The organism is Herbiconiux sp., from assembly GCF_004297105.1.
Taxonomy (GTDB): domain Bacteria; phylum Actinomycetota; class Actinomycetes; order Actinomycetales; family Microbacteriaceae; genus Herbiconiux.
Genome location: NZ_SCVE01000016.1, coordinates 83,960 through 99,487 on the forward strand (window position 1 = coordinate 83,960; position 15,528 = coordinate 99,487).

General features: G+C 69.8%; 12 protein-coding genes, 1 tRNA gene and 1 riboswitch. Of the genes, 6 read left to right on the plus strand and 7 right to left on the minus strand.

The window, feature by feature from the left end:
• Positions 1-40 precede the first annotated feature (40 nt).
• Positions 41-1,291: a DNA polymerase IV gene (locus EPO52_RS12970; protein ID WP_290807128.1), complete on the plus strand. Its 1,251-nt coding sequence runs from the start codon at positions 41-43 to the stop codon at positions 1,289-1,291.
• Here the strand turns inward: EPO52_RS12970 and treZ are convergent.
• From treZ to glgX, 3 genes are read right to left on the minus strand one after another with little or no spacing between them, the layout of a single operon-like run.
• Complete coding sequence (gene treZ / locus EPO52_RS12975; RefSeq protein ID WP_290807130.1) at positions 1,253-3,043, minus strand: malto-oligosyltrehalose trehalohydrolase; 1,791 nt, start codon at positions 3,041-3,043, stop codon at positions 1,253-1,255. The two genes, EPO52_RS12970 and treZ, sit on opposite strands and share 39 nt — an antisense overlap.
• Positions 3,043-5,403 carry a malto-oligosyltrehalose synthase gene (treY, locus tag EPO52_RS12980; protein ID WP_290807131.1) on the minus strand — a complete coding sequence of 787 codons (2,361 nt, stop codon included), beginning with the start codon at positions 5,401-5,403 and terminating at the stop codon, positions 3,043-3,045. Before treY ends, treZ begins: the two co-directional genes overlap by 1 nt.
• Before the next feature lie 42 nt (positions 5,404-5,445).
• The gene (gene glgX, locus EPO52_RS12985) at positions 5,446-7,641 is read right to left on the minus strand and encodes a glycogen debranching protein GlgX (protein WP_290807133.1); all 2,196 of its coding nucleotides are present in this window, start codon (positions 7,639-7,641) and stop codon (positions 5,446-5,448) included.
• 76 nt (positions 7,642-7,717) lie between these two features.
• On the opposite strand from glgX, the gene EPO52_RS12990 reads away from it, so the two are divergent.
• Entirely contained in the window at positions 7,718-8,083 is a 366-nt protein-coding gene (locus EPO52_RS12990; protein ID WP_290807134.1) for a hypothetical protein, read from the plus strand.
• A 681-nt stretch (positions 8,084-8,764) separates the two neighbouring features.
• Here the strand turns inward: EPO52_RS12990 and EPO52_RS12995 are convergent.
• Complete coding sequence (locus EPO52_RS12995; protein ID WP_290807136.1) at positions 8,765-9,562, minus strand: DUF559 domain-containing protein; 798 nt, start codon at positions 9,560-9,562, stop codon at positions 8,765-8,767.
• A gap of 449 nt (positions 9,563-10,011) precedes the next feature.
• Positions 10,012-10,123: riboswitch (TPP riboswitch) on the plus strand.
• 72 nt (positions 10,124-10,195) lie between these two features.
• On the opposite strand from EPO52_RS12995, the gene EPO52_RS13000 reads away from it, so the two are divergent.
• From EPO52_RS13000 to EPO52_RS13015, 4 genes are all read left to right on the plus strand, one after another.
• Entirely contained in the window at positions 10,196-10,804 is a 609-nt protein-coding gene (locus EPO52_RS13000) for an ECF transporter S component (RefSeq protein WP_290807138.1), read from the plus strand.
• A gap of 93 nt (positions 10,805-10,897) precedes the next feature.
• The gene (locus EPO52_RS13005; protein WP_290807253.1) at positions 10,898-12,409 is read left to right on the plus strand and encodes an ATP-binding cassette domain-containing protein; all 1,512 of its coding nucleotides are present in this window, start codon (positions 10,898-10,900) and stop codon (positions 12,407-12,409) included.
• Positions 12,406-13,188 (plus strand): energy-coupling factor transporter transmembrane component T, encoded by a 783-nt coding sequence (locus EPO52_RS13010; RefSeq protein ID WP_290807140.1) that lies wholly within the window; start codon positions 12,406-12,408, stop codon positions 13,186-13,188. The genes EPO52_RS13005 and EPO52_RS13010 overlap by 4 nt, the downstream gene beginning before the upstream one ends.
• 7 nt (positions 13,189-13,195) lie before the next feature.
• Positions 13,196-13,684: an ATP-binding protein gene (locus EPO52_RS13015; RefSeq protein ID WP_290807142.1), complete on the plus strand. Its 489-nt coding sequence runs from the start codon at positions 13,196-13,198 to the stop codon at positions 13,682-13,684.
• Positions 13,685-13,702: 18 nt separating this feature from the next.
• Here EPO52_RS13015 and EPO52_RS13020 read toward each other — a convergent pair whose 3' ends face one another.
• The 3 genes from EPO52_RS13020 to EPO52_RS13030 all read right to left on the minus strand — a co-directional run bounded on the left by EPO52_RS13020 (position 13,703) and on the right by EPO52_RS13030 (position 15,523).
• Positions 13,703-14,971: a hypothetical protein gene (locus EPO52_RS13020; protein WP_290807144.1), complete on the minus strand. Its 1,269-nt coding sequence runs from the start codon at positions 14,969-14,971 to the stop codon at positions 13,703-13,705.
• 21 nt (positions 14,972-14,992) lie between these two features.
• Positions 14,993-15,343 carry a metallopeptidase family protein gene (locus EPO52_RS13025; protein WP_290807146.1) on the minus strand — a complete coding sequence of 117 codons (351 nt, stop codon included), beginning with the start codon at positions 15,341-15,343 and terminating at the stop codon, positions 14,993-14,995.
• Positions 15,344-15,447: 104 nt separating this feature from the next.
• Positions 15,448-15,523: transfer RNA gene (locus tag EPO52_RS13030), tRNA-His, on the minus strand.
• Positions 15,524-15,528: the final 5 nt, after the last annotated feature.

The window sequence follows — 15,528 nt, forward strand, 5'->3', positions numbered from 1 at the left end:
GGGTGACCTGCGTGTCGCTCGTCGCGCTTAGGCTCGAGGCATGGGTGCGGGATCGGACGGGTCGCAGCGGGAGCCGAGTCCGTCGATCCTGCATGTCGACATGGATGCCTTCTTCGCGTCGGTCGAGCTGCTCTCCCGCCCCGAGTTGCGTGGGCGCCCCGTGATCGTGGGTGGGCGATCGGCGCGGGCCGTGGTCACGAGCGCCACCTACGAGGCACGGGCCTACGGTGTGCACTCGGCGATGCCCGTGGGTGCCGCCCTGCGGCTGTGCCCGGGCGCCGTGGTGCTGGAGCCGCACATGGACCGGTACCGGGATGCCTCGCGCGCCGTGATGGCGTTGTTCCGCGAGGTGACTCCGCTCGTCGAACCGCTCAGCATCGACGAGGCGTTCCTCGATGTGTCGGGCGCCAGGCGCCTGCTCGGTGAGTCCGACGTGATCGCCGAGCGCCTCCGGGCGCGGGTGCTCGCCGAGACAGGACTGCCGTGCTCGGTGGGGGTGGCGCCCACCAAGTTCATGGCGAAGCTCGCCTCCGGGCGCGCGAAACCCGATGGCATGCTCGTCGTGCGGCCGTCCGAGGTGCTGGGGTACCTTCATCCGCTTCCCGTGCGAGCGCTCTGGGGTGTGGGCGAGAGCACGGCGTCGCGGCTCGAGCGTCTGGGCCTGCGCACGGTGGGCGACATCGCCTCGACCCCCCTCGATGCCCTCGTGCGTGCGGTGGGGGAGGCGAGCGGCGCGAAGCTGCACGAGCTCGCGAACGGCATCGACACGCGGGGCGTGGTGCCCACGAGCCAGGAGAAGAGCGTGGGCCACGAGCGCACCTTCGATGTCGACGAGCGCTCGCCGGATGTTCTGCGGCGCGAGCTGCTGCACCAGTCGAACCGTGTGGCGGCGCGGTTGCGGGCGGCCGACCTGATGGGGCGCACGGTGGCGCTGAAGCTGCGATTCTCCGACTTCACCACCATCTCGCGGTCGCGCACCCTCTCGGAGCCCACCGACCTCGGCCGCCGCATCTTCGACGAGGTGCTGGCCATTTATGAGGCGGTAGGGGCGGTGGGCGAGCCGATCCGCCTGATCGGTGTGCGCGTCGAACAGCTCTCCGCGGCCGAGGGCGCCGTGCACCAGCCGGCGCTCTGGGCCGACGAGGAGTCGCCCTCGGAGGGCTGGCGCGACGCCGAACTCACGGTCGACCGCGTCGCCGCCCGCTTCGGAGCCGACATGTTGCGCCCGGCCTCCCTCATGAAGTCCCCCCGCTCAGGCGAGACGGCCGACCAGAACGGAACGCGCCGCTGAGGTCGTGAGCTCGGCCGGCAGGGGGCGGCCGCGCAGGGCTGCGTGGGAGTCGAAGAGGGGCTCGCCGAGACGGGGCGCGACGGTGGCGACGTCGAGGGGGGCATCCGAGAGGTTCACCAGGATCACGAGGGCCGGGCGCTCCAGCACGAGCCAGCGGGCATCTTCGTCGAAGCTCACGGCGATGTCGGACAGGCGAACGTCGTCACCGGCGGGCAGGGTTCGGCGGAGGGCGCCGAGCGTGCGGTAGACCTCGAGCATCGCGGCGTGCTCCGGATGCGCGGGATCGGTGAGCTCCGACCAGTCGAGCTTCGAGTTCTGGAACGTGGCCGGATCCTGCGGGTCGGGCACCACGGCCGGGTCCCACCCCATCTTCGCGAACTCGCCGATGCGACCCTTGGCCGTGGCTTCGCCGAGCTCGGGTTCCGGATGCGAGGTGAAGAACTGCCAAGGCGTCGATGCAGCCCACTCCTCACCCATGAAGAGCATCGGGGTGAAGGGGCCGAGCATCGTGAGCGTGGCGGCGATGGCGAGGGAGTCGTTGTCGAGCGTCGCCGTCAGACGGTCGCCGACGGCCCGGTTGCCGATCTGGTCGTGGTTGTGCGAGGCCACCACGAGCCTCCAGGGCGCGGTGGCCGCCCGGTCGAGCTCGACGCCATGGGTCTTCTCGCGGAAACTCGACCACGTTCCGTCATGGAAGAACCCTCGCGTGAGCACCTTCGCGAGGGCGCCGACGGAGTCGAAGTCCTCGTAGTAGCCGATGGTCTCGCCGGTGAGGTTCACGTGCACCGCGTGGTGGAAGTCGTCGCTCCACTGCCCGTCGAGCCCGTAGCCGTTCTGGTCGCGCGGCAGGAACATCACCGGGTCGTTCAGGTCGGACTCGGCGATGAGCATCCGTCGCACGCCGTCGGCCTCCGAGAGCGCGTCGACCGCGGCACCGAGTTCTGCCAGCAGGTGCACAGGGGAGTCGTCGACCAGCGCGTGAACGGCGTCGAGCCGCAAACCGTCGACGTGGTAGTCGCGCAGCCACATGAGGGCGTTGTCGATGATGAAGCTCCGAACCTCGCCCGAACCCTCGTGCGAGAGGTTCACCGATGTGCCCCAGGTGTTGCTCGACGCATCGTTCAGGTAGGGCCCGTAGATCGGCAGGTAGTTGCCGCTCGGCCCGAGGTGGTTGTAGACCACGTCCTGGATGACGGCCAGCCCCGCGGCGTGACACGCGTCGACGAAGCGTCGATACGCATCCGGCCCCCCGTAGCCCTCCTGCACGGTGAACCATGCCACCCCGTCGTAGCCCCAGTTGTGCGTGCCGTTGAAGCCGTTCACCGGCAACAGCTCCACGTGGGTGACGCCGATCGACTTCAGGTGATCGAGCCGGTCGAGCGCCGCGTCGAGCGTGCCCGCGGGGGTGAAGGTACCGATGTGCAGCTCGTAGATCTCGGCGCGGTCGAGCGGGAGGCCCGCCCAGCCGTCGTCGTTCCACGAGTACGACGAGGGGTCGTCGGTGCGTGAGAGACCGTGCACCCCCTGGGGCTGCCGCCGCGATCGGGGGTCGGGGTAGGGCCCTTCGCCGTCGATGACGTAGCCGTAGTCGATGCCGGGCGCCCAGGTCACGTCGGGCGACGGAAGCCACCAGGCGTCGTCGCCTCTGACCATCGGATGCGCGACCCGGTCGCCATCCGCCCCCGAATCGATCACGAGTTCGACCAGCTCGGCCCGCGGAGCCCAGACCCCGAACGTGTTCTCATGGCTCATCAGTCTTCGATCCTCTGCAGCAGGGCGACGGGGTAGGTGGCGAGCAGTTCGGCGAGACGGATGTCGCCCTCGCTCACGATGCGCCCGGTGAACGTGTCGACGTACCCGGCCCGGGTGGCCGGCAGCTCGAGCGTGGTGTCGTCCCACCCTCCCCGCGCCGTCAGGCCGATCGGCAGTCGGGTGGCCACGGTGATGGCACCGCCTCGATCGAAGGCGAGCACGTGTGCGGCACCCGAACCTCGGGCCTCTAGCGGCTTGTAGCCAGTGAAGAGCTCGGGCCGGTCGCGGCGCAGCCGCAGCGCGGTCGAGGCAACGAGCAGCTTGACGGCACCCGCGTCGTCGGCCTCGTCGGGCTGCCAGAGCGGCAGCTCGCCCGCATCCTGAACCGTCAGCAGCTCGGAGCGCAGGTCGTAGTCGACCGGACGGCGGTTGTCGGGGTCGACCAGCGAGTGGTCCCAGAGCTCGGTGCCCTGGTACACGTCGGGCACGCCCGTCGTGGTGAGCTGCACGAGCTTCTCGGAGAGGGAGGTGATGCGCCCCGCGCCCCGCACGGCCGCAACCTGGCTCTCGATGAGGCCCCGCGCGATCGGGTCGGTGAACACCGCGTCGATCGCGGCGCTCATGCGGGCTTCGAACTCCTCGTCGGGCGCGAGCCAGCTCGTCGCGTCGCCCGCCTCCCGGGCAGCCTTCAGAGCGTAATCCTGCGCCCTCTCACGGGTGAGCGGCCACGCACCCACGAGCGCCTGCCACAGGAGGTTCTCGAACGACCCGTCGAACAGCGGCAGCAGCGCGCGGATCTTCGCGATCGTTCCCGCCCACCCGTCGGCGATCTCGGCGAGGGCCGAGATGCGCGAACGGGTGTCCTCGGAGCGCTTCGTGTCGTGTGTCGACAGCGTGGTCATCGTGTCGGGCACGGTTCTGTGCCTGCGCCGCTGCAGCTCGTGGAAGTGCTCCACGCTCACGCTGAACTCGTCGGGCTCGGCGCCGACCTCGGTGAGGCTCGTGAGCCGGGTGAAGCGGTAGAACGCCGTGTCTTCAACCCCCTTCGCCATCACCATGCCCGAGGTCTGCTGGAACCGGATGGCGGGTGCCGACCCCGTTCGGGCGAGCACCGTCGCCGTCTCCACCAGCACCGCGTCGAGGTCGGGTCGCTGCTCGCGGGCCCGCGCGAGCGCCTCGTCGAGGTGCTCCCGGCCGGCGGGCAGGTAGGAGCGGTAGACGGGGAAGCAGGTGAGCAGCTCGGCCACCGCATCCGTGATCACCGCGCTGTCGGTGGGAGTGGCGAGCCCTCCCGCCCGCTCGATGTCGCGGGTAAGCCGGCGTGCCTCGGCCTGGAGGATGCCGTCGGCGACACCCCGCTTGGTGTCGTGGATGAGAGCACGGTAGTCACCCGTGGTTGTGGCGCTCTCGAGCCGCAACGCGGCGGCGAGCCGATCGAGCGGCTGCTCACCGGCCGGGTCGACGAACACGCGGTCGAGTCCGGCAAGGGCGTCGTACCCGGTGGTGCCCGCGGTCTTCCAGTCGCGCTCGAGCGGCTCATCGCCCTCGAGGATCTTCTCGACGAGGATGTAGCCCCCGCTCGTGAGCTCGGAGAGCCGCTCGATGTAGCCGCCCGGATCGGCGAGCCCGTCGGGGTGGTCGACCCGCAGCCCGTCGACGAGTCCTTCCCGGAACCAGCGTGCGATCTCGGCGTGCGACTCGTCGAACACCCACGGCTCCTCCACCCGGATGGCCGCCAGCGTCGACACCGCGAAGAAGCGCCGGTAGTTGAGGTCGGTGCTCTCGCGCCGCCAGTTCATCAGCTCGTAGTGCTGCCGTGCGTGCACGGTCTGCGCGTCGGCGCCGTCGTCGGCGGTGCCGGGGGCGATCGGGTAGCGGTTGTCGTAGTAGGCGAGAACGGTGTCGCCCGCGTCATCCGTCTCCAGAGCGAGCGCCTCGATCGAGTCGTCGCCCAGCACGGGGATGCGGATGCGCCCGCCCCCGAACTCCCAGTCGACGTCGAAGGCGTCGGCGTACCGCGACTCGCGCCCGTTCTTCAGGAGATCCCACCACCACGGGTTCTGTGCCGGTGTCGCCACGCCCACGTGGTTCGGCACGATGTCGACGAGCACCCCGAGCCCCGCCTCGTGCGCGGCGTCGGAGAGCGCACGCAGCCCATCGGCGCCCCCTCGCGACTCGTCGACGCGGGAGTGGTCGGTGACGTCGTAGCCGTGTTGCGAGCCGGGCTCCGCCTGCAGGATCGGCGAGAGATACACCCAGTCGGCGCCGAGGCGCGCGAGGTAGGGGACGAGGCGTGCCGCATCCCACAGGGTGAAGTCGGCGGTGAGCTGGAGGCGATAGGTCGAGCGGGGGGTGCGCATCCGGGGATCCTTCGTGCCTGAGATGACTGCGGGGCGTCGTGCCTAGCCCACGGGTGGTGGGATGATCTGGGCCGACGAGTCCGCCTGGGCGGTGAGTGACGCTGCGACCGAGTGGTCGGGTTCCACCTCGAGTTCGCGGTGGAGTCGCAGCACCACCATCGAGCGTGCCTCGACCGAGAGAATTGCGCCAGCGGTGAAGACCTGTGAATCCGCCGCCTCTCCCGCGGTGTCGATCACGACATCCCACGACTCGGCGTACTCCGCCGACGGCAGGGTGAACCTCTGCTCCTCGTCGTGGGCGTTGAAGTAGAGGAGGAAGTGCACATCCGTGAGCGGATTGCCGCGAGGGTCGCGCGCACCGATGCCCTGCCCGTTCAAGAACACACCCACCGACCTCGAGAGGCTCGAGTCCCAGTCCTCGGGCTGCATCTCGCTCGCCTCGGTGTCGAGCCAGACGATGTCGGGGAGGGGCTCGCCCGCACCGCGCTTCACGGGCCGGCCGTCGAAGAACCGGCTGCGCCGGAACGTCGGATGCTCCTTCCGCAGCCGGGTGACGGCCGCGGTGAACTCGATGAGCGGCTGGTCTTCGGCATCCCAGTGCACCCAGGTGAGGGGGCTGTCCTGGGCGTAGGTGTTGTTGTTGCCCTCCTGCGTGCGACCCAGCTCATCGCCGTGCAGCAGCATCGGAACGCCCTGCGAGAGCATCATCGTGGCGATGAAGTTGCGCTGCTGGCGGGCACGGAGAGTGAGGACCTTCGGGTCGTCGGTGGGGCCTTCGACGCCGCAGTTCCAGGAGCGGTTGTGCGATTCGCCGTCGTTGTTGTCTTCGCCGTTGGCGTCGTTGTGCTTCTCGTTGTACGACACGAGGTCGCGCAGGGTGAAGCCATCGTGGGCCGTGACGAAGTTGATGCTGGCCACCGGGCGGCGGCCCGAGTGCTCGTAGAGGTCGGCCGAGCCCGTGAAGCGGCTCGCGAACTCGCCGAGCGTCGACGGTTCGCCGCGCCAGAAGTCGCGCACGGTGTCGCGGTACTTGCCGTTCCACTCGGTCCATTGCGGGGGGAAGTTTCCCACCTGGTAGCCGCCGGGGCCGACATCCCACGGCTCGGCGATGAGCTTCACCTGCGACACCACCGGGTCTTGCTGCACGAGCTCGAAGAAGGTCGACAGCCGGTCGACGTCGTAGAACTCGCGCGCCAGGGCGCTGGCGAGGTCGAAGCGGAATCCGTCGACGTGCATCTCGGTGACCCAGTAGCGCAGGGAGTCCATGATGAGCTGGAGGGAGTGCGGATGGCGCACGTTCAGGGTGTTGCCCGTGCCCGTGTAGTCCATGTAGTAGCGCTGGTCGTCTTCGACGAGGCGGTAGTAGGCCGCATTGTCGATGCCGCGGAACGACAGTGTGGGGCCCAGATGGTTGCCTTCGGCCGTGTGGTTGTAGACCACATCCAGGATGACCTCGATGCCGGCGGCGTGCAGCGACTTCACCATGCCCTTGAACTCCTGCACCTGCTGTCCGAGGTCGCCCGTGGAGGAGTAGGTGTTCTGGGGAGCGAAGAAGCCGATGGTGTTGTAGCCCCAGTAATTGCTGAGTCCCTTGTCGATCAGCGTGCTGTCGTTCACGAACTGATGAACGGGCATGAGCTCGATGGCGGTGACGCCGAGCTTCTGCAGGTGCTGGATCACGGCCGGATGCGCGACCCCCGCGTAGGTGCCCCGCTGCTCCTCGGGGATGTCGGGGTGCAGCTCGGTGAGGCCCTTCACATGGGCTTCGTAGATCACACTCTGGCTGTAGGGCACACGCAGCTTGCGGTCGCCCGACCAGTCGAAGAAGGGGTTGATCACGACGCCGTAGGTCATGTGGGCGGCGCTGTCGTCGGTGTTCTCCGAGTCGGGGTCGCCGAAGGTGTAGGAGAAGAGCGACTGATCCCAGTCGATCGTGCCGCTCGTGGCCTTCGCGTAGGGGTCGAGCAGCAGTTTGCTCGGGTTGGCGCGCTGACCCTTCGCCGGGTCGTAGGGGCCGTGAACGCGGTAGCCGTAGCGTTGCCCGGGCTGCACCTGGGGCAGGTAGGCGTGCCACACGAAGGCGTCGACCTCGATCAGTTCGACGCAGGTCTCGACTCCCTCGTCGTCGAACAGGCAGAGCTCGACCTTCTCCGCAGCCTCACTGAAGATCGCGAAATTCGTTCCGCTCCCGTCATAGGTCGCTCCGAGGGGGTAGGCCGATCCGGGCCACGACTGCATCTGGTCTCCTGACGATGTGTGACGTTCACGCTACCCGGTTCTGGTTTCGGGGCCATGTCCGCGGTAGCGTGGGCGCATGGCCAACCTCGTGGAAACCCTCACCGACGCAACTCGATCGATCGGAGTCGGTGCCGCGTACGGTGCGCCGGTGCAGGTCGATGGTGTGACCATCATCCCGGTCGCCCTCGTCTGGTCGGGCTTCGGCGGCGGCAACGGAACCGCATCGTCCCCCGGAGCCACCGACCACAAGATCGCCGCGGGCGATGCCGGTGGCGAGGGCTTCGGCGGCGGGGGCGTGTCGATCCCGATCGGCGCCTACGTGAAGACGGATGGCGCGGCCACCTTCGAGCCCAACATCATCGCGCTGCTCGCGGCCTCGGTGCCGGTCATCATCACCACGGGCTGGGCCGTCTCCCGCTTCGTGCGCGCCCTCAAGAAGTAGCCCGCCCCACCCCCCCCGACTTGCCACAACTTGTGGCAAGCGTGGGCCGCGCGCAACACTTTGCGGCAACTCGATGCGCGGGCGTGACCGCCCTGGATCCGCTTGCCACAAGTTGTGGCAAGTCGCGCGTGCGGGCAACACTTTGTGGCGCGTGGGTGCGGGGGCGCGTGCCGCCCCGAACTTGGTTGCCACATGTTGTGGCAAGTCGCGCGTGCGGGCAACACTTTGTGGCAAGCGGGTGCGGGGGCGCGTGCCGCCCCGAACTTGGTTGCCACATGTTGTGGCAAGTGGCGCGTGCGGGCAACACTTTGTGGCACGTGGGTGCGGGGGCGCGTGCCACCCCGAACTTGGTTGCCACATGTTGTGGCAAGTGGCGCGCGCGGGCAACACTTTGTGGCAAGCGGGTGCGGGGGCGTGCCGCCCCGAACTTGGTTGCCACATGTTGTGGCAAGTGGCGTGCGCGGGCAACACGTTGTGGCACGTGGGTGCGGCGGAGGGTGCCGCCCCGAAGGTGGTTGCCACAACTTGTGGCAAGCGGCGCGCGCGGGCAACACTTTGTGGCAAGCGGGTGCGGTGGGGCGTGTCGCCCTGAAGGTGGTTGCCACAAGTTGTGGCACGCGGTCGGCAGGCGCAACAGTTCGTGGCAAATCGATGCGCGGGTGAGCTCGCCTGGGGCAGCGGTCAGGCCTCGGAGCCCGGGATCCAGCCCCGCGCCCGCATCCGGGACTCCACTCGGTTCACCGCGATGGTTCCACGCCCCGCGAGAGCGACCTTGCCGACCCGGACGACCTCGAGGCCCATCGCGCGAAGCGTGTCGAGGCGGTGGACGTCTTTCTCGTACTGCTCGTCATCGGTGCGATGCTGCTCCCCGTCGTACTCCACGACGAGCCGGAGTGCGGGGTAGTACAGGTCGAGCCACGCGTGGAAGGACCCTTCACGGATCTCGACATCCGTGACCGGTTCGGGAAGTCCATGGTCGACCAGAGCGAGCCGCAGCCGCGTCTCCTGTGGTGACGCGACGCCGGTTCGCACACGCTCCAGCGCCCGCAGCGCCTGGCCGCGACCTTTGCCGTGATAGCCGGACAGTCGCTGGGCCAGGTGCTCGATCGTCGTGAACGGTCTCCCGTCGCGATCCGCGTGAAAGTGGGGCGTCGCCACGAGGTAGTCGGCGGCCGCGACGAGATCGACGTGGCGCAGAGAGGATGCGAGGTGGATCCAGGTGCTCGCCGGGTCGGTGACGGGCAGCCCGCCCTGCTCGAGAACGCGGACGTGCGCATCCTGAAATTGGTGCCCGCAGACCCTCGAGACGCGGGACGCCCTCGCCGGCGCCATCGTGGCGACATGCAGCGGTTCTCCCGGATCCCAGCGGGCGAGCGGAACGCCCCACAGCCTCGCGGCGGTCAGATGGCTGAAGAACTGACCCGGCCGCTCGATGGTGCAGTAGGCGCGGCAGCGGGCGTCGAAAGAGTCATCGCACACGGCGTGCACCCGAACACCGCGGTACGGGCGGCGCAAGTCGCGGTTGCGGAGTCGCTGAGGTGAGAGACCGTGGGCTCGCCCGTCGCTCACGCTGAACGGGGCGTCGCGAAGCTGGGAGGGGAGGGGCGACGGATGCGGCACGAGCCCATGATGCTCGCTTCGTACCCGCCGGCCTGAGTTATCCACAGGCAGGGAGCCCGCAGGTGCGATCCAGTTGCCAGAAACTGTTGCCCGGCGCCCGCACTTGCCACAAGTTGTGGCAAGTCGGGTACGGCCGAGCGAGAGCGGCGGGAGCCGCGGGAGCGGCGGCGGCGGGAGTGGCGGCGGCGGGAGTGGGAGCGGCGGGAGTGGGAGCGGCGGGAGCGGCGGCGGTGGCTGGAGTGAGAGCGGCGGGAGCGGCGGCGGCAGGAGGGACAACGGCGGAGGGCGGGGGCAGGGCGGGAGGCCTATACTGATGCCACACGGGAGTCCGGTGAGCCGGGCTGAGAGGAAGGTTCTCAACCTTCGACCGTCGAACCTGATCTGGATCATGCCAGCGCAGGGAGGCATCTCATGCCGCGTGGTGTCATCCGCAAGCGGACGAACACGACGCGGCGACCCGTGCCCCTTCCACCGACTGAAAGGGCACGAAAAGTGCATTCACAATTCAAGACCCGCCGCACCCTCCGCTGGCGTGTCGTCGACATCGTGGTGGCCAGCGTCATCGGCGTGGCCGCCGGCCTGATCTTCTGGATCTGGAACCTGTTCTACGCCCCCGTCACCGCCCCGCTCGAGGTCGTGGCCCCCGGCGCGCAAGCCCTTCTCTACGGAGTCTGGCTCTTCGCCGGAGTGCTCGGCGGCCTCATCATCCGCAAGCCCGGTGCCGCGCTCTACACCGAGCTCGTGGCTGCGATCGTCTCGGCCCTCGTCGGCACGCAGTGGGGCGGCGCGCTCACCATCCTCTCCGGCCTTGCGCAGGGCCTGGGTGCCGAGATCGTGTTCGCCCTCTTCCTCTACGGCAACTACCGCGCCTACGTGGCGGTGCTCGCCGGGGCGGGCGCCGGACTCGGCATGGCGGTGAACGACCTCATCACCTGGTATCCGGCGATGGACTTCTCGTTCAAGGCGATCTACGGCGTCTCCGCGGTGATCAGCGGCGCCCTGATCGCCGGCCTCCTCTCCTGGCTCCTCGCCCGGGCCCTCGCGCGCACCGGCGCGCTCAGCCGCTTCGCCGCGGGGCGCGAGGTGGCGGCCAGGGCCTAGCCCGTGCCACAGACGGATGATGCGAGCCGCGCGCATCCCGCCCCGCCGCCGGCCGGCCGCGTCCCCGAGGGGGTCGCGGCCCCCGGCGCGCGCCTGAGCGCCGAGGGCTGGGGCTGGCGGCACGCCTCCCGCACCGCCTGGGCGGTCAGAGGGCTCGACCTCGTGATCGAACCGGGGGAGCGTGTGCTGCTGCTCGGCGCATCCGGAGCCGGCAAGTCGACGCTCGCGCACGCCTTCGCGGGCGTGCTGGGTGGCGCCGACGAGGGGGAGCAGGAGGGCGTGCTCACCGTCGACGGAGCGGAGCCGGAGCGCATCCGCGGCCGCGTGGGCATGCTCATGCAGGACCCCGACTCCCAGCTCGTGCTCGCCCGCGTCGGCGACGACGTGGCGTTCGGCTGCGAGAACCTCGGGGTGCCGCGCGCCGAGATCTGGCCGCGGGTGGATGAGGCGCTCGCCGCCGTGGGTCTCGACCTGCCCCTCGACCGCTCCACCTCCGAGCTCTCCGGCGGGCAGAAGCAGCGCGTGGCCCTGGCCGGCGTGCTGGCCATGCGGCCAGGGGTGGTGCTGCTCGACGAGCCGACCGCGAACCTCGACCCCGCAGGGGTGCTCGACGTGCGCGACGCGGTGGCCGAGCTGGTGCGATCGTCGAGAGCCACGTTCGTGGTGATCGAGCACCGCGTCGACATCTGGCTCGACGTCGTCGACCGCGTCGTCGTGCTCGCCCCGGGTGGCGGTGTGCTGGCGGATGGCGACCCGCACGAGGTGCTCCGCGAGCGCGGCGCCGAACTCGCGCGCGGCGGGGTGTGGGTGCCGGGCCACGACCCGCTGGAGGGCCGATCACCGCGCCCCGCGCATCCGGCCGGCGCCCGCGGCGTACCCGCCGATGTCCTCCTCACCGGGCGTGAACTCGCCGTGGCGCGGGTGCCGGGCGTGCCTGTCGCGAGCGGGCTCGACGTCGACGTGGAGGCCGGCGCGGCCCTCGCCCTCACCGGCCCGAACGGTGCCGGCAAGACGACACTGGCGCTCACTCTGGCCGGCCTGATCCTGCCCGAAGGCGGCGAGCTCGCGGGTTCCGTCGAGCTCACCCGGGGCACCGCGGTGCGCCGCGCGGCCCGTCGGATGCTGGCCCGCTCACCCCTTCTCACCAGCGCTTCGCCCTTCGTCTGGCGCTCGCGTGACCTCCTCACCCGCATCGGGACGGTGTTCCAGGATCCCGAACACCAATTCGTCTCCGGCACGGTTCGCGGCGAGCTCGAGGTGGGCCTCCGCGTGCTGAAGCTCCCCGAGGCCGAGATCGCGGCCCGGGTGATGGAGACCGCCGGGCGGCTGCGACTCGACCACCTCCTCACGGCGAACCCCTATACGCTCTCGGGCGGCGAGAAGCGGCGCCTCTCGGTGGCGTCGGCCCTCGTGGCGCGGCCGAGCATCCTGATCCTCGACGAGCCCACGTTCGGGCAGGACTCGCGCACCTGGGCCGAACTCGTGCTGCTCCTCGCCGAGCAGGTGGAGCGTGGTACGTCGGCGGTCGTGGTGACGCACGACCGTGCCTTCATCGACGCCCTGGCCGACCGCGAGCTGGTGGTCGGGGCCGGGGGAGTGCGATGACCCTGCTCGGCCCTGTGCGCGGCACCCGTCGCATCCATGCCATCAACCCGGTGGCGAAGCTCACTGCCTCGCTGCTGCTCAGTGTGCTGCTGCTCGTCACCATCGACTGGGTGTCGGCGGCGGTGGCGCTCGTGCTCGAGAGCATCCTGTTCCTGTGGGCCGGTCTCGCCCCGAGGGCCTTCTTCCGGCGCACGGCCGCCCTGTGGATCGCCGCTCCTCTCGCCGGTGTCACCACGATCCTCTACGGAGTGCCCGCGGGTCAGACCTACCTGCAGTTCGGGCTGATCCACGTGAGCGACGGATCGATCGCCCTCGCGGTGGCCACCGTGCTCCGCATCCTCGCCATCGGCCTGCCCGCCGTGGTGCTGTTCGCGACGGTGGACCCGACTGATCTCGCCGACGGGCTCGCCCAGGTGTGGCATCTGCCGAGCCGGTTCGTGCTGGGCGCCCTCGCGGGCATCCGCCTCGTGGGGCTCTTCCTGGATGACTGGCGGCAGCTGGAGCTCGCCCGGCGCGCCCGGGGCCTCGGCGACTCGGGCCGAATCCGCCGTTTCCTCAACCAGGCGTTCGCCCTGCTCGTGATCTCGCTGCGCCGCGGCAGCAAGCTGGCCACGGCCATGGAGGCGCGCGGATTCGGCGGCGACACCGTGCGCACCTGGGCGCGCCCCTCGCCGTTCGGCGGTCGCGAGTGGCTGCTCATCGCGATCGGTGCCGTCATCGGTGCGACCGCCCTCACCGCCGCGGTGCTTGCGGGAACCTTCCGCTTCGTGATCGGGTGAGACTCCCATGACCGTGATCCTCATCGACGGCCCGAGCGGATCGGGCAAGACGCAGCTCTCGCTCCGGATGCAGCGGGGCTGGGTCGGTGCCGACGCGCCCACCGTGATCCATCTCGACGAGATCTATCCCGGCTGGGACGGCCTCGAGGAGGCGAGCGCGGAGATCGCCGAGCACCTGCTCGAGCCGCTGCGCGCGGGACGGCCCGGGCGCTGGCGGCGGTACGACTGGGAGCGCGGGGAGAAAGCCGAGTGGCACACGGTGGATGCCGCACATCCGCTGGTGGTCGAAGGATGCGGCGCGCTGAGCCGCCGCAACGCGGCTCTCGCCGACCTCACCATCTGGGTCGAAGCCGACGACGCCGAACGCAAGAGGCGTGCGCTCGCCCGCGACGGTGATCTCTTCGCCCGGGAGTGGGATCGCTGGGACCGCCAGTGGCAGGCATTCGTCGCGCGCGAGAACCCGCGCGCCCTGGCGACGTTCGTGGTGCCGAACTAGCCGCAGGCCTGCGGGCGATCAGCCCAGCGGCTTCGAGTCGATGAACGCCGAGATCACCGGTATCGGATGCGTCAGCCGCCACATCGGGCCGGGATCGCCGAGGCGCTGATCGAGTTCGAGCAGTACATTGATGTCGCCATCGGGCGTGGTGACCGTGACGCTGCCGATCTGCTCGCCCTTCGACCCGGTGCTCAGCTGCTTCGCGTCGACCGTGTATTCGAGCGGGGACGTGACCCAGAGCATCCGGCTCTCCGTCGCCATCGCGACCCCGTGCGCGGTCTCGCCCCAAGGAGTGGTGTAGGTCACGAAGGCCTGCCCCTCGGTCACGACAGGGGTCTGCGCGAGGGTGGCGGATGCGGATGTCGCGAGCGTGGTGAGGTCGGCGTCGAGGGTGTCCCAGTCGGGCTCGCGGAGGAAGGCGCCGTAGAGGGTGACCGGGGTCGTGCCCGCCGCTGCGCCACCGACCGTGACGTCGAGGGCGAAGAGGAAGCACACGCCTGCCTGGTCGGTGTAGCTGCGCGAGAGGCCGCGGTAGCCCTCGTCGGCGGCGTAGGCGGCGAGATTGTCGAAGCCGCGGTTGCCGGTGACCCGGGCCTCGGTGAACGACATGATCTCGGCGATGGCGGGGTTCGCGTAGGCCAGAGCGCTCACCCGGGCCAGGTCGGTGGCGGTGCCCACATCTCCCTCGTCGAGCCCGGTTGCATCGACGAGGGAGATGCTCGTGAGACCGTTCTTCGCGAGCCAGGTGGTCGCCGCCGCGAGGTAGGCGTCCATCGAGCCGAAGGCCCAGCGGGCGAGAGAATCCGCGTGGTTGTTGCTCGAGCCGAGGAGCATGGCCTGCAGCATCTCGCGCTGCGTCCACGTCTCGCCCGTGATGAAGGGCACGGCACGGGCCCGTTCGGCGAGGTAGCGCACGTAGCTGTCGTAGTCGTCGCGGGAGACGGTGATGGTCTCGCCCTGGGCGCCGGCATCCATCGGTTTGGCGTCGAGCACGACGAGCGCGGTGATGGCCTTGGCCGTTCCTCCGATCGGCACCGCCTCGGTGAGGCCGCCCGCGGCGAGCACGGGGCTGTCGGCGCCCGCCACGATGGCGCTCGCACCTGTTGAAGGCAAGGTGGGAGCCGCGGTGACCGGGGCCTCCCCGCTGGCGTCGGCGACCGCGGCGGAGGCCGTGGGCAGGGGGCCCACGAGCGTTGCGGGGCCGTAGAGGCCGATGGCGAGGATCACGAAGACGCCCACGAGCACCACCAGCGCCCGCACCGCTTTGCGTCCTGCCGAAGATGCCATGTGAACCAGGCTACGGGGCGATCAGCCCCAGCCGAGTTCGTGCAGCTTCGTGTCGTCGATGCCGTAGTAGTGGGCGATCTCGTGCACGAGCGTGACGTGCACCTGATCGCGCAGTTCGTCGATGTCGTCGCAGATCGCGAGCAGCGGTTCGCGGTAGATCAGGATGCGGTCGGGCATCTCCCCGAAGCCGTACTGCCCGCGTTCGGTGAGCGCCACCCCGTCGTACAGGCCGAGAAGATCGAGCGAGCCGTCTTCGGGCCGGTCCTCCACTACGATCACCACGTTGTCGAGACCGTCGACCATGTCATCGGGCAGCAGGTCGAGTTCGTCGCCCACCAGGATCTCGAAGGTGTCGGCATCCATCTCGACCATGAGCATCCATTCGTCGATCGCGAGGAGGGACCCGTCATTCCGGGCCCGGATATGCCGATGGCCCGGGATCGACCCGGGCCATCGGGGCGGCTCATGACCGCCAGTGGGGTGAATAACGGGACTCGAACCCGCGACATCCGGCACCACAAGCCAGCGCTCTACCAACTGAGCTATATCCACCATGT